Origin of the sequence: Paenibacillus sp. N3.4, assembly GCF_008017805.1 — a bacterium.
Lineage (GTDB): Bacteria > Bacillota > Bacilli > Paenibacillales > NBRC-103111 > Paenibacillus_E.
Genome location: NZ_VRTT01000020.1, coordinates 1 through 14,644 on the forward strand (window position 1 = coordinate 1; position 14,644 = coordinate 14,644).

The 14,644-nt window shown below is 43.4% G+C and carries 13 protein-coding genes; 10 read left to right on the plus strand and 3 right to left on the minus strand.

What is annotated here, in order from left to right; translation table 11 throughout:
• Nucleotides 1-26 precede the first annotated feature (26 nt).
• Nucleotides 27-185 (minus strand): hypothetical protein, encoded by a 159-nt coding sequence (locus FU659_RS35425; protein WP_187274111.1) that lies wholly within the window; start codon nucleotides 183-185, stop codon nucleotides 27-29.
• 19 nt (nucleotides 186-204) lie between these two features.
• Nucleotides 205-903: a metal-dependent hydrolase gene (locus FU659_RS12190; RefSeq protein WP_147947837.1), complete on the minus strand. Its 699-nt coding sequence runs from the start codon at nucleotides 901-903 to the stop codon at nucleotides 205-207.
• A gap of 207 nt (nucleotides 904-1,110) precedes the next feature.
• Between FU659_RS12190 and FU659_RS38270 the strand changes: the two genes are divergently transcribed.
• The 8 genes from FU659_RS38270 to FU659_RS12225 all read left to right on the plus strand — a co-directional run bounded on the left by FU659_RS38270 (nucleotide 1,111) and on the right by FU659_RS12225 (nucleotide 8,111).
• Nucleotides 1,111-1,752 (plus strand): glycosyltransferase family 2 protein, encoded by a 642-nt coding sequence (locus tag FU659_RS38270; protein ID WP_315971308.1) that lies wholly within the window; start codon nucleotides 1,111-1,113, stop codon nucleotides 1,750-1,752.
• Nucleotides 1,740-2,204, plus strand: coding sequence for a hypothetical protein (locus FU659_RS38275; RefSeq protein WP_315971309.1), 465 nt, complete (start codon nucleotides 1,740-1,742; stop codon nucleotides 2,202-2,204). The genes FU659_RS38270 and FU659_RS38275 overlap by 13 nt, the downstream gene beginning before the upstream one ends.
• On the plus strand, nucleotides 2,201-2,839 hold the full coding sequence (locus tag FU659_RS12200; protein ID WP_147947838.1) for a glycerol-3-phosphate acyltransferase: 639 nt from the start codon (nucleotides 2,201-2,203) through the stop codon (nucleotides 2,837-2,839). Before FU659_RS38275 ends, FU659_RS12200 begins: the two co-directional genes overlap by 4 nt.
• Nucleotides 2,823-3,899, plus strand: a complete 1,077-nt coding sequence (locus tag FU659_RS12205) for an NAD(P)H-dependent flavin oxidoreductase (protein WP_147947913.1) — start codon at nucleotides 2,823-2,825, stop codon at nucleotides 3,897-3,899. The genes FU659_RS12200 and FU659_RS12205 overlap by 17 nt, the downstream gene beginning before the upstream one ends.
• 124 nt (nucleotides 3,900-4,023) lie before the next feature.
• The gene (locus FU659_RS12210) at nucleotides 4,024-5,601 is read left to right on the plus strand and encodes a spore germination protein (RefSeq protein ID WP_147947839.1); all 1,578 of its coding nucleotides are present in this window, start codon (nucleotides 4,024-4,026) and stop codon (nucleotides 5,599-5,601) included.
• A gap of 2 nt (nucleotides 5,602-5,603) precedes the next feature.
• The gene (locus tag FU659_RS12215) at nucleotides 5,604-6,791 is read left to right on the plus strand and encodes a Ger(x)C family spore germination protein (RefSeq protein WP_147947840.1); all 1,188 of its coding nucleotides are present in this window, start codon (nucleotides 5,604-5,606) and stop codon (nucleotides 6,789-6,791) included.
• A gap of 2 nt (nucleotides 6,792-6,793) precedes the next feature.
• Complete coding sequence (locus FU659_RS12220) at nucleotides 6,794-6,991, plus strand: hypothetical protein (protein WP_147947841.1); 198 nt, start codon at nucleotides 6,794-6,796, stop codon at nucleotides 6,989-6,991.
• Nucleotides 6,992-7,022: 31 nt separating this feature from the next.
• On the plus strand, nucleotides 7,023-8,111 hold the full coding sequence (locus FU659_RS12225; protein ID WP_147947842.1) for a GerAB/ArcD/ProY family transporter: 1,089 nt from the start codon (nucleotides 7,023-7,025) through the stop codon (nucleotides 8,109-8,111).
• Between the two features lie 97 nt (nucleotides 8,112-8,208).
• On the opposite strand, the gene FU659_RS12230 is transcribed toward FU659_RS12225, so the two are convergent.
• On the minus strand, nucleotides 8,209-9,861 hold the full coding sequence (locus FU659_RS12230; protein WP_147947843.1) for an acyltransferase: 1,653 nt from the start codon (nucleotides 9,859-9,861) through the stop codon (nucleotides 8,209-8,211).
• Between the two features lie 150 nt (nucleotides 9,862-10,011).
• Between FU659_RS12230 and FU659_RS12235 the strand changes: the two genes are divergently transcribed.
• Nucleotides 10,012-10,851 (plus strand): helix-turn-helix transcriptional regulator, encoded by an 840-nt coding sequence (locus tag FU659_RS12235; RefSeq protein ID WP_147947844.1) that lies wholly within the window; start codon nucleotides 10,012-10,014, stop codon nucleotides 10,849-10,851.
• 340 nt (nucleotides 10,852-11,191) lie between these two features.
• Nucleotides 11,192-14,488, plus strand: coding sequence for a polysaccharide lyase family 8 super-sandwich domain-containing protein (locus FU659_RS12240; RefSeq protein ID WP_187274112.1), 3,297 nt, complete (start codon nucleotides 11,192-11,194; stop codon nucleotides 14,486-14,488).
• The last annotated feature ends 156 nt before the right edge of the window (nucleotides 14,489-14,644 follow it).

Here is a 14,644-nt window from a genome sequence, read left to right on the forward strand (position 1 = left end):
TTAACATACAGCCACTCCTTTTTTGTTTAGTTCGCGCTGATCGCCATCTTTTCGCCTGGAGCCAGCACGCGGCCTTTCATGTGGCGAGCTTCAAGCTCAACGCTGTTTTTCCGCGTTACAGAGGTAGAAAAACCCGCTCCGCCTCCAGCTACTGACTCTATAAGCAAAAAGGAGTGGCTTAACATACAGCCACTCCTTTTTTGTTTAGTTCGCGCTGATCGCCATCTTTTCGCCTGGAGCCAGCACGCGGCCTTTCATGTGGCGAGCTTCAAGCTCACGCACGAATGCTGCTGCATCCTGTTCAATAATAGGGAAGCTATTATAATGCACGGGAACAACAAGCTTAGCACGATACCACTCTGCAGCTTGAAGAGCATCTTCCGGTCCCATCGTATAGTTGTCTCCGATAGGGATAAAAGCAACATCGATCTTGTATCGATCGCCAATAAGCCTCATATCTCCGAATAGCCCTGTATCCCCGGCATGGAGAATCGTTAGTCCTTCTGATTGAATCACATATCCACTCGGCATTCCGCCATAAACAATACGCTGTTCTTCCGCTATAACAATACCCGAGCTATGGAAGGCTTGAACCATTTTCGCTTTGGCGAAACCAAGGTCGACCGTTCCTCCGATGTTCATTTCTAGGGTTTTGACCCCTTTCCAAGACACATAGGCAGAAAGCTCAGGATTTGCTATGACGGGTATATCATTTGCTTTGGCAATTGGTTCTGCATCCAGGATATGATCCATGTGTGCATGAGTCAGGAGAACATAATCTGTCTTTATGTCTTCCGGTTTGGTAACGGCCAGTTGATTTCCCCGCAGGAATGGGTCTATGATGAGTGATTTGTTCCCAACGATAATTTGCAAACAAGAATGTCCATGATAAATAATTTCCATCCGCTGTATGCCTCCTATTTGATCTTCCCTGACCAGGGTTATTTCTTTCCCCTTTATACTACTATGGAATCCGATAATCACCAAGAAATGCATCCAAATGAAAATAAAAGTATCGGCATGTTCATATACATCAATATGGCCTAGCTGGTTTCTGACACGGAAAGGTCATCCGTCTGTTTTGCGGCAAGCGAAAGAGGAGGTTTGAAAATGGGCATATGGATTTTATTTGTAATCGGGTGTATGGCAGGTTTTATCGTATTCAGAAAAAATAAGGTGCCGCTTAATGCGGAGACGTGTTGGGAGGAGGGGAGATTGTCCATCATCATCCCAGCCAGAAATGAACAATATAATTTACCGTATCTTCTGGAATCACTCCAAGCTCAGACGTTTCAAGCTTTTGAAATTATCGTCGTGGATGACGGATCAAGCGATCGAACGAAGCAAATCGCCGAAAGCTATGGGGTTAAAGTCATTGCCAACCCACAGCTTCCGTTAGGCTGGACAGGTAAAAATTGGGCTGTTTGGAATGGCTATTTGCAAGCTGCCGGAGAGCTTATTGCCTTTATGGATGCCGATATCAGACTGGCTCCGCACGCGCTGGAAGCATTGGTAAAGATGAGAGGGAAAAACGGAGGCGTTATTTCTGTCGTACCTTTCCATCATACAGAAAAGTGGTATGAAAGACTCGCACTTGTCTTTAATGTCCTTGGTGTTTTCGCTTTTACGTCACCATTTGAGAAAAACAACCCTATGAAGGGCCTTTATGGCTCGTGTATTTTGACTACAAGGAAGATTACGAGAAAATTATCGGTCACGAAAGCATCAAGTCGGAATTGTTGGATGATTTGAATTTGGGTGCGAAATATAGGGAGGCAGGGATTTCGATAACGAATTTTATTGGGGTTGGTCTCGTTTCTTTTCGCATGTACCCATCCGGCATCCAAAGTGCGATTCAAGGCTTCGGCAAAGGTGCTGTTTTAAGCACATCGACTTTAAGCCCTGGAACCATTACCCTTATTGCCATTTGGGTCGTGGGACTGATTGCTTCGGAAACGGCGCTATTGTTTACGAATACGTCATGGGCGATGCCGCTATTCATCGGCTATTTGTTATATATGCTGCAATTTTTTTATTTCGTAAGATATATCGGTAGATTTGGCTTCTTTATGCCTATTCTTCACTTTTTTTCTGCCTTATTTTTTATTATCGTCATGTTGTATTCGATCTATCAGGTGGTTTTCTTAAGGAAAGTGTCATGGAAAGGAAGACATATACATGTAGGGGGCAAGCGGAATCTATGATGATCTTGTGGACGGCTTGCGCATTTCTGTCTGGTTCTCTTATGTTTTCCTATTGGCTAGGTTTATTTTCCAAAAGAAATCTGAAAACCATAGGTGATGGTAATCCAGGCGCTCTCAATCTATGGCGAGCTGCAGGTTATCAATGGGGGCTGGCTGGGATCGTTCTCGACTTCATTAAAGGGTACCTTCCGGTAATGCTTTTGATGCAAAACGCAAACATTCATGGTTACAAACTTATTCCAATCGCTTTAGCTCCTGTCATTGGGCACGCCTTCTCCCCTTTTCTTCGAGGGAAAGGAGGCAAAGCAATCGCCATTACTTTCGGTGTTTGGAGTGCTTTAACAAGCTTTGAGGTTTCGCTTGTGCTGGCCGTAATTTTGGCCATTTTTTTAGTTGCAGCCAAGTGGATTACGAATAACAAACCGATCTCCTCTGAGACAGACGGATTTCAGGTTGTTGCAGCAGATCTTTTGGTCGTTATCTATATATTTGCAAGAGGGTTTCCGAGTGCTATTATATGGACATGGCTTGGGAATTTTCTTTTATTGGTTTACACTCATAAGTACGAGCTAGCTCGCTTTTATAAAAAAGTTGGAAAAGGTAGCAAAGGAGGAAATGATGCGCATTCATCTTGAGACAAAGCTTTGTCAACAATTTAACATTCGTTATCCGCTCTTTCTCGCTGGCATGGCAGGTGGGCCATCCACGGCTGAATTGACCGCAGCTGTGTCGAATGCGGGTGGTCTTGGCACACTGGGGGCTGCATACATGGAGCCTAAGGCAATTCGCGAAGCCATTCGGAGAATTCGTCAATTAACGGATAATCCCTTTGCCGTTAATCTTTTTTCAATAAAGATGGTGGATGACGATACAAGAATCGCAGAAGTTCAATGCGAGCTAGATCGATTTCGTGATTCACTGGAAATTTCACACGCCGGCGAGAGGGTCGTAACCTCTGCGAACTATTTTGAGGAGCAATTCGCGGTCTTAGTTGAAGAGAAGGTGCCTGTTATTAGTACGGCCTTCGGCGTTCTTCCTGAACGATGTATGCGGCAAGCCAAATCTATAGGATTACAAGTGATCACGATGGTGACAACTGTCCATGAAGCGGTTCAAGCTGAACAAGCAGGTTGCGATGCCATTGTTGTTCAAGGAACGGAAGCAGGAGGACATCGAGGAACGTTTGATATTTCCACGCAGCCTTTAGGCTCCAATATAGGCACCCTTGCGTTGGTGCCGCAGGTTGTTGATCGTGTTCGGATTCCTGTTATTGCTGCCGGTGGCATCATGGATGGACGGGGGCTTGTCGCTGCTCTTGCTCTTGGTGCTCAAGGGGTACAGATGGGAACGCGATTTCTGACGGCAATCGAAGCGGGAACACATGCTGCTTATAAACGGGCACTCCTTCAAAGTACAGAAGAGAGTACCGTTATTACCAAAGCATTCTCTGGTCGTCCGGCTCGAGGAATCAGCAATTTATTTATAAAAAAATGGGATGCGAGCGGTATGGAGCCTCTTCCATTTCCGACTCAGAATAACGCGACACGGGATATTCGGAATGCCGCCGCTGCGCAAAATAATGCCGAGTACATGTCCTTATGGGCAGGACAAGGCACAAGAATGCTAACCTCCGAACAAGATGCGCAAACGATCGTGACGGAGACGATCCAGCAGGCGCTTTCTCTATTAACCTAAAACTTTCCTCCGTATCTTCCATAACCTGAGCCATGTATGTAAATGGGCTCAGGTTTTTCATTTCTGTGGATAAACGGAAGTGAATATTGGCATTATAAGCAATAAATGCCTATGGAGGTATATCATGCTCTCCTTCTCTTGGTATAAAAGAAAGCGAAAAGTTTTACTGAGCGGGGGGCCTTCTAAAGAATCTGCGGTAGCTGAGCCAGAGATTGAATGTCAGTTTTCAGACCGAATTGAATGGTTTCGCGGACAATTATCCAACTGCTCAGATATGAAATTCGATGAGTTTGTTCTTCCTGGGGATATTCCTGTCGCCTGTTTGTATATTGAAGGTATGATCGATAAAAAGCAGCTGCAAGAGCAGATTTTATCTCCACTTATGTATGAGTTGAATGGCACTTCCGGAAATGAACTCATGCATAAAATTGTAGATTTGAGGCAGCTTCCTGTGCCAATGATGGAGACTAGTTTAGGCTTGCGTAAAGCATTGTTTGGTTTGTTTGAAGGAACCATTGTTATGATTATACATAACGAACCCCAGCTTCTCTTGTTTCCGATGAAATCGGTAGCCAAAAGAGATATTCAACAAACCGAGAATGAGAATGTTATTCGTGGTCCTAAAGAAGCCTTTGTTGAAGATATTTCAACGAATATTACGATGATCCGCAGAAAAATTAAGCACCCTGCTTTAAAATTAGTGAATTTTGAGTTTGGTACGTACACGAATACGAAAGTGGTTCTTTGTTATATAGAAGGAATTTGTGAAAAAAAACTGGTAGATGAAGTTAAAACACGTATATCTCGTGTCGATATGGACGGAGTATTAGGCAGCAATTATATCGAAGAATTCATTGAGGATAACCCGTTTTCCCCCTTTCCGCAGGTTCAATATACGGAGCGGCCGGATACGGTAAGCGCAGCTCTGTTGGAAGGCAGGGTTGCCATCCTTGTGGACGGGTCACCTATACCGATTATGGTCCCCGTGACGTTATACATGCTGCTTCAATCGGCGGAGGATTATTACCAAAGATTCGTTGCTGCGACTTGGATACGCTGGATTCGCTATATGTTCCTATTGATATCCTTTCTTTTGCCCTCTTTTTATATTGCTATCACCACCTTTCATCCTGAGATGCTGCCGCCAAATTTATTGGTCACCGTAGCGGCAGCCAGGGAAAATGTGCCTTTTCCTGCAATCGTGGAAGCCGTCATCATGGAAATTACGTTCGAAGCGCTCAGAGAAGCCGGTCTGCGGATTCCAAAGCCTATTGGGCAAACGGTATCCATCATTGGGGCATTAGTTATCGGGCAAGCTACTGTTCAAGCCGGCATTGTTTCCGCTCCGATGGTTATCGTGGTTTCCATTACTGGCGTAGCTTCATTTATTATTCCACATTTTGATTTGGGGCTTACGTTTCGGTTATTGCGGTTTCCGGTCATGCTGCTTTCAGCAAGCTTTGGCCTATACGGCATTATTATCAGCATTATCCTGATCTATCTTCATTTAGTAACACTTCGGTCATTCGGAACACCCTATCTATCGGCAACTGCGCCTGTGCAGTTCAGTGATTGGAAGGATGTACTGGTTCGGGCTCCCTGGTGGTTGATGAAGAAGAGACCCATTCTTTATGGGTCCAAAAGTGATGAGCGAATGAAAGTTCAAAAAAGACCACAAATACCTGATGATGACGGTGACTAGCCATGTTGTATATGTTCGTTCAGTCCATTCGGATATTTCTGCTTATTAGTATTTTACTGTCTTTAACCGGATGCTGGTCCAGGATCGAGATTAACGACCGAACCTTCGTAACAGGCGTATATGTGGACCGTCTAGACAATGGTAACGTGGAAGTTTCTTTAGGGTTTCCTTTGCCCAACCGTTATACCTCGGCAGGAGGACCGAATACGGGAGCGGAAGGCAATGGAAATCCATATACGATCATCTCGAAAAGCGCTGAAAGCATTCCGGTGGCTATTCGTAAAATTCGTTCCGACCTTACCCGCGAAATTTCATGGGGACATTGCCGGGTCATCGTGGTTGGCAGAAAGATGGCGGAATCAGGAATTGACTCGATATTAGAATTTGTGGCACGCGAACCGAATTTTCATACGAAAACCTATTTCATGGTAGCTCCCGGAAAAGGAAGTGATATCGGCAAGCTAACACCTGTGTTTGAGCGGTTGCCGTCGGAGATTTTACGTGAATTCGGTAAACGAAGAGTAACGTTGGATACGAGTATCAAAGACATCCTAGAAGCTGAGGTAACCGGAGGAGATACAATAGCAGCGATGTTAAGTCTAGGTGAAAAGGAAATGATTAGCGAAAAAGGAAATGTTGGCGCTTGGGTAGGGACAAACGGAGCAGCACTTTTTCAAGATTCGAAAATGGTTGCTACTTTTAATATGGAAGAGATGCGGGCCGGCTTGTGGATTCAGGGTAAAATGAAAAGCTCACTGAACTCTTTGAAATCACCGACGGATGGAAAAATGATAAGTTTTATCATCTTGCAATCAAAGTCGAAGATCATGCCTAGAATCCAAAACAATAAGATTAATTTTGATATTCACATTCAAGCAGAAGATGATATTCAATCATCGGAATCTAATATTGATTTAAATGATCCGAAGCAAATCATCGTTCTCCAGGATATGCTATCTGTGCAATTGAAGGAACGAATTATGAATGCAATAACAAAGACGCAAACCTTAGGGATTGATGTTTTTAACTTTGGCCGCTATGTGGACTGGTGGTACCCGAAGGTGTGGAACAAACATAAAAAAAATTGGCGAAGCACCTATAAAAACTGTGAGATTAACGTATCGACCCATGTCGTAGTGAAAAGAATGGGAAGTGAAAAAAATCCCATTATTCGTGAAGAAGGGGAATAAAGATGATTGTCATCACGCTCATGTTTTTGGGATTTTCCGTGTACGAGTGGAACTTCTTGCGTCAGCGTAATCGAAAATTAAAAACCAAATGGATTATCGCAGGTGCCTATTTGTTCGCGTATGTGTATGTCATGATCGTATTTGCCTACAAAGCTTTGCCAAGTCCTAACAAGTTGATTGAATTCGTATTTATGCACTGAGCAATCTGATATGGAGAGGAGATGAAGTTGTTTGCAGCGAGTTACTCAACTACAGCTTGTGCTTTTGCTCATATTGTTTCATTTTTCCACAGCTACAGGCTTTCTGATGTCTCCTCTTGCTTCCATTGCTTCCTTTCAAGGATGGCTAGTCATTATTGTCGCCAATGCGGGCGGGCTGCTCGTTTCTTATTTGTCTTTTGTTCTTGGCAAACAAAGAGCCTCGGAGTTTCTCGTGCATTATGGAAAGGAATTAGTAGGAAAATGGTTTCACATCATATGGATGGTTGCATTCTGTTTTTTCTTCCTGCACTTGGCCAGCATGGTCCTCCGTGAATTTACAGATTTCGTTATCCAAATTTATTTGCAAAGCACACCATCCTGGGTCATTGCGGCATTTTTTGCTTTTGTTGTCGCGATAGCTGTTCGATCGGGATTAGAAGCTATATTCCGCTGCGCGGCAGGTTTTTTTTTCATCACCATCGGAGCAGCATTGATAGCGCCAACACTATTGGGAAAAGAAATGAATTACAATCGGACGATCGCTTTCTTAACCCATTTAGATATGGGAACACTATTTAGTTCTTCGTATCCATTCATTCCGTGGTTTGGTGAAAGCTTTCTTATTCTTTTTATATTCCCTTTTCTTGCAAAATCGGAGAAAACGTTTCGCTCTTTAATCGTCTCCTCCCTCGTTAACATTTTCTTAATCGATTTATACTTTGTTTTGTGTCTGCTATTATTTGGTGCCCACTTATCCGGACAATTGACTTACCCCGTACTCGAAATGATTCGTTTTATCCGAATAGGAGATTTTTTGGAAAATTTGGATCCCATTGTTGTGGCTATTTGGATGTCCAGTATTTTTATTAAAATAAGTACTCTCCTCTATATGGCCGTTCTTATTACTTCACAACTTTTTGGGCTAAAAGACACAAGGCCGTTCTCGTTTGCATTCGCTGCTATTCTTCTCGGATTATCTATACATTTGGTGCAAAATACGGTTGAACTTAATCATTTTTTGTTCCATACTTGGCCAAGCTTCGGTTTGGTCATGGAATGCTCACCACTTATTTACTTGATCATGTCTTACATAAAAAAGCGTCAGCCTACTCTTCGATGAATCTAATATTAAAAGGATGGAAGAAATCGAAGCTAGGAATGAGCGGAAAAGCCCCAGCACCTCTCAATAGGTGACTGGGGCTCCTTGTTTAATGGTCTCAAAGCTGATATGCAGATTCGATCCGATGTACGCCTTTTGGGCGATAGCCTAATGAATGGCTGACCCCACAAACGTCAGCAAGCAAGAATAGGATACTCAGCCACATTTCTGTGCCTTGCAGTCCGGTTTCAGCTTGTTGTTTGATTTGAAAGCTAAAGCCGCGGTTATCCACCCATAAGGAAATTAATTTATCGATGTGCGTCTTAGCCCATTCTACAATTTCTTCTTTACGATAATCCGTTTGCTTCATACACAGCCAGAGAGGATGAATAACGTCGAGTACATTGCACGCATTCAATTGATCATCGCGAAAAAATTGGGGGTTTCTACTGTGAGCTAATACCGTATCAATGGTGATATCAGGGTAGGGCAGAGGCTGATCGAATTGTGCATAAGTGGCTCTCGTCAGTCGGTAAAACCCGTTAACCGGCTGCAGCCAGCCTTCTTCCTTTGTAGGCGAGCCCCATAATCCGGATGTCCGGACGATATGTGTTTGCAGCCAGCCGAATAAATCATCCGGTCGTTTCTCCGATCCGAAATGTTTCAGATTCAGATACAGACCGGTTGCGTAGCAATCGATCCAATCGCCGCATCCCCATGCGCCATTTTCCCACGGCAGAGCTTCCAATTGTTTATATAATTGTTCCGTCGTAAACTGCTCTACGGCATGTACGGGGTGAAGGAGACTTGCCCCTAGAACCTCTAAAGCATAGCCCACCGCCAGTAAATGGTAGCGGGAGAGGTGATCGGAAAGCAGATGTGGCTCATCCCGATCAGCATCCGGAGGAGACCAAGGATCAGGGAGCAGTCCTGTCTGCGCATTCTGAAAGCTTTGTAATGTCGCAATAAGTTCCTCTTTGGTCATATGGGGAGGCAGTGAATCAAACATAGCTGCAATTTCTACAGCATCGCAATAGGCTCTCACAGTTCTTTTAAAGCCTAGTCTATCTTGAAAATAGCGTTCTTCGGAAGTCGAAACTGCATAATGCCGAAGCAGCGGCTCTAGCTGCTCTTTGACTTTGCTGCCGAATGCTTGCAGCTGCTGTTCCAGCTTTGGCTTTTCTTGAGGCGTGCGCAGGTCGTTCGTCAGCCTGCTGCGGATGACTTTCGCAGGATTTCCCCCCACAATGCTATATGAAGGAACATCCTTTGTAACGATCGCGCCGGCGGCAATAATCGAATGAGACCCGATCTGGACACCGTCCAAAATTACCGCATTCGCCCCGATCCATACATCATCGCCGATCCGGATGCCTTTTGTAGTCAGCGGCTGCTTGAAAATGGGCTGCTCAGTCGATGCGTAGCCATGATTAAAGCCATAAATATTTGCATGTGTAGCTATCCTTACGCCGTCACCCATGGTTACCTTACCTGTGACAATTGCATACGCATTAATGGAGCAATCTGCTCCCATTACAAGCGAGGTGTTGCGGATAATCGCTCCGGCGGCTATATAACTGCGGTCACCCATTTGGATGTCATCCGGGAAAAATAGCGCTCTCGGAGAGACGAAGCAATCCGTGCCAAAGCTGCAAGTATAAGCTTCTGACATACGCGCCTGAAACTGCAGTTGTTCCTTCTTCTGTTCGTCTGTTTTTGCCAACCAAGGCATATAATCGATCTCATGTTGATTAGATTGCTTTTGTTCCATAGATGATCCTCCATCGTTTTGTCCAATTCACTTTCAGTGTAACACTGAATTTCCTGCTTAAACATGGAATTAAAGCAAAAGAAACTTGTCAAAAACGCTTTTATTTCTTATGCTGAAGATCGTTGATACCAGACGCATCGTGGAGGAAACATGGAAAATAAGTTTAATCATATGGCCATTCGTATTCATTGGATTAACGAGAAAATGACCTACCCTGGGTGGTCGGACATTCGGCAGAATACGAAGCTGCACAGTTTTTATTGGATACGTGCAGGTAAAGGGACCTTTCGAACAACAGAGGAGATTTCAGTTGAAACGGGCATGCTCTTTTATTTAAAGCCTGGCTTGAACATGGAGATGGCCTCAGATCCCGAGGACCCGCTGTGCATTACGATGGTCTTGTTGTCACTTTGTAAGTTATCTATGGATGAGCAAGAGGCGTATGAGACGTCCAAGCTAACGGAGCTGAATCTGCCCTTTATGCTGCATGTGAAGGATCAGATGGCAGCTGCGTATGATCGCATATTTATGGAAATATCCGAAGGCTGGGTTCCTGGACAAGCGGAAAGCGAGCTTCTGACCCAATCACTGCTCTATAAGCTTTTGTATTTGACCCATATGCAAAAAGGAGCCGGATCCACCAAAACTACAGCCATGGATATCTACATGAAAGTCAAGGACGAACTTGAGAAAAATTACAGAGAAGAGATCCGGTTGACTGAACTGGCGCGCAAATATCAAATATCCGCCTCTTATCTTCGTCATGTCTTTCAACATCACTTGGGACAGAGTCCCAAAAGCTATCTACAAACCGTTAGAAATGAACATGCCAAGAAGCAACTGCTGTACACAGAACTCAACATGAAGGACATTGCTGAAAATTGCGGGTTTGCCGATGAGTTTCATTTTAGTAAAAGCTTTAAGAAAATGAATGGTATGGCCCCCAAGCAATTTAGAAACAAAACGGAATACCCAAATCCCCGTTCGTGAAGGAAGCCTTCAAGCGATCTGGGATTTTTTGTATTCACATGCGCACTAATGTAAAAATTCTATTTCCTAAAAACATTACAAATATTCCTAAAAATCACTCTATACTTTCAATGAACCAGGTGAGATAAAATAAAAGGAAAGCGTTTACAAATAAGAGGTGATTCAGTGATTAAATAACTTGGACAGTACCGATAGGAGCAACTGGCATCATTATTAAGCATGTAGCGAATGATACAAAATGGATCATTAAAATTCTCGGTCATCCAATTACAGCGTCTAACATCTTGATTGAGGCGAAAAAACAAAAAAGGGAAGCCAAGTAGATGAACAAAGTTTGAGAATGATTGTAAGTTTGCTGTTGGTATTTGCGATCGTGTTTTCATTTGCGCCACATATTTTTGCTCTGGAAAATAGTGCGAGCGATGAGTTTGACGTACTTAGGGAGAAGTGGTTTTATCAAATCACCGGTGGAAGAGACTTTGACGTAAATGATGTCGATATTAAAACGTATATAAGAGATAATGTAGACGCCAAAGCTGATGATACGTATATCGGTTTTGTCAAAGCTGATATTCAGAATGGTATCGATAAGAGGGCTTATATTTGGCCTGATTTGCCGATGGTCGCTCAGATTGCCAATGATCGTACAGCTTCAAGCCAGATCACATTGACTTACGACCGTCTGAAAACCTTGGCACTAGCCTACAATACCAGAGGCAGCAAGTATTATCATCAAGAAGAACTTAAAACAGATATCATAAAGGCACTTGACTGGATGTATTATGAAGGCCGCAGATATAATGAAAGTCCTTATATCGGTAAACTCAGTAAACCGCAAAATGCTACTACACCTTATGGCAACTGGTATGACTGGGAAATCGGAACGCCTCTCAGGTATTTGGATACGATCATACTCATGTATGATGAATTGACACCAAAGCAAATTTTAGACTTTATGAAACCACTAGATAGATTCTCACCTAACGTAGGCAATAATACAGGTGCGAATAGAGTTTGGAAGGCAGGCATCGTAGCAGAATCAGGAATTATACAAAAAATGGCTTCAAAGTTGGTTCATGCAAAAGGTGCTATGGTTGAAGCTTTTACATTAGTAAAAAGCGGCGACGGGTTCTATAGTGACGGATCATTTATTCAGCATTCCTACTACCCCTACACTGGAGGCTATGGTAAAGCGCTGCTAGTTACTGTTGCGCCCCTGATGGCAGTTCTGCACGGTTCAACATGGGAATTGAGCTACCCAGATCATTTAGAGCAAAAATTTTATGATATGGTTTTTGAAGCGTACGAACCGTTTATTTATAACGGTGTTATGATGGATATGGTGAGAAACAGAGAAATTTCAAGAGCAGGCGGTCAGGATCATATCACTGGAAGACAAATTATCCGTGCGCTTATCACCATGTCGGGCGTACTCCCTGCGGGGCAAAAAGAACGTTCTCTAAGTATGCTTAAGTATTTTATTGAGCATGACACAGAAAAACAGATTTATAATGACCCAATAGGATGGTTCCTGGAGTATTATGTGGCGTTGCCGCATATTTTGGAAGCAAAAAAAATATTGGCTGACAACTCTATTTCATCTAGAGGCGAGCTTATCAAGCAAAAAAGATTTCCTTCCATGGATAGAGTGGTACATCTTCGTCCGGGCTTTGCGTTTGGACTTGCCATGTATTCTGATCGAGTAAGAACGTATGAGGTTGTAAACGAAGAAGGATTTAATATGTGGCATACTGCAGACGGTATGACATATCTTTATAACGCTGATGTAAAACGATACAGCGATGATTTTTGGGGGACAGTTGACCATTCAAGATTAGCAGGTACAACCATTGGACAAATAGCCAATCCGGCGAATAATTACAGGTCCGGAACAGCCAATCCCAATACATGGGTTGGAGGAACGGATATTTCAGGTCTTTACGGCGTATCGGGCATGCAGCTGAAGAACGAAGCGGATAGTAAAAAATCATGGTTTATGTTTGATGATGAAATTGTCGCTTTAGGCTCGGGAATTACATCAACAGCAGGGGTTCCAATTGAAACGATTGTTGAGAATGTTAAAATTAAAGATGATGCATCCAATCCTATAGTAATTAATGGAGTGAATATTCCTACGGACTTGGGTGCAACTAAAGTGAATGAGAATGTTAAATGGATGCACATTGCGGGAAATGTTGCCGGTTCAGATGTTGGATACTATTTCCCTACACCGACTTCACTTACAGGTAAGAAAGAAACCAGAACACAATCATGGCTGTTAATGAATACTTATGAAAAATTTAAAGATCCGAATCCAAGAACCAAGAGCTTTGCAACGTTCTGGTTTGATCATGGTAATAATCCTGTAAACGCTGCTTATGATTATGTATTGCTCCCAGGAAAAAGTGTTGAGGAAACAAAGGCTTATAGTCAACATCCTGATATTTCTATCGTTGAAAACAGCCAGAATGCCCATGCTGTGAAAAAAAGCAAGCTTGGCCTATTTGCCGCAAATTTTTGGAATGACATTGAGTATCAGGTAGGGAATGTAAAAGTGGATAAAAAAGCTTCTGTAATGGTAAAAGAAAGCGGCGGCAAGGTAGATATTTCGGTTTCTGATCCCACACAGAAGAACACAGGAAGCATTATTGTTGAAGTGGATGCCGCAACTGGGGATGTTATATCCAAGGATGATGAAATCACTGTCCTGCAAAGCGCCCCAACCCTAAAAATTCAGGTGGATGTTAAAGGCAAAGCAGGACAAACGCTGCATATTCAGCTCAGAAAAGCAGCATCGACGGATAAAATGAGTGCTTCGCTCCATGGAGATACTAACGTCATTGCCGGTAATTCGTTTTCACTGACCTACGGTTTGGAACATGTGAATGACAGCCTCTATGCGCAAGATCTGACCTTCACTTTTGATCCTGACAAGGTGAAGTTCGTATCTGCGAAATCTGCGAAGCAGGGATTCGAGATCGTGGGTACAAAGGAATCGCAAGGCCAAGTCCGGATTCTTGGAGCAAGCTTCGGAGAAGGCAAAGAAGTGAAAGCTGACGGGGATTTGGTGAAGCTGAATTTTGTAGCCAAACCGCTCCATGCCCAGACGGAGGCAGCAATCAGCTTATCCAATGCGGTTGTCTCTAATGGCAAGGGAGAAGAAACACTGCTGGACGGAGTTTCCCACAACGTATCGATCACTTATACAGTAAGCGTTGACAAAACAACATTGAACGCATTAATTGTCAATGCGCAAAGTACACACGACGGAGCGGTAGAAGGCAGTCATGTCGGCCAATATCCGGTAGGATCAAAAACATTGCTTCAGGCGGCGATTCAAAGAGCCAAAGCAGTAGCTGACAATACTGCGGCGACGCAGCAACAAGTAGATCAAGCAACAGCTGACTTGGAAAGTGCTCTGCAAACATTCAAATCTTCGATCATTACCAGCATTCCTGGAGATGTGAATAAAGATGGTAAAGTCACCATCGGAGATTTGGCGATCGTAGCGAAGTATTATGGCAAATCGAAACACGATTCGGATTGGGATCTCTGCAAGTTTGCAGATGTCAATAACGATGGTGTAATTGATATTGAAGACCTCGTATTTATAGCAAGATTGATTATTGTTGACTAATCTGAGGCAAAGCCGAGGGTACTGAAAAAAGACGACCCAAATTCATTTCTTGAATTTGGAGTCGTCTTTTTATGATCCAGTTGACATTAAAGCGAGTTGCGTTATAGTTACGAATTAGAGGGATGTATAATTACGAAACAACGAAGGGTGGTAGTT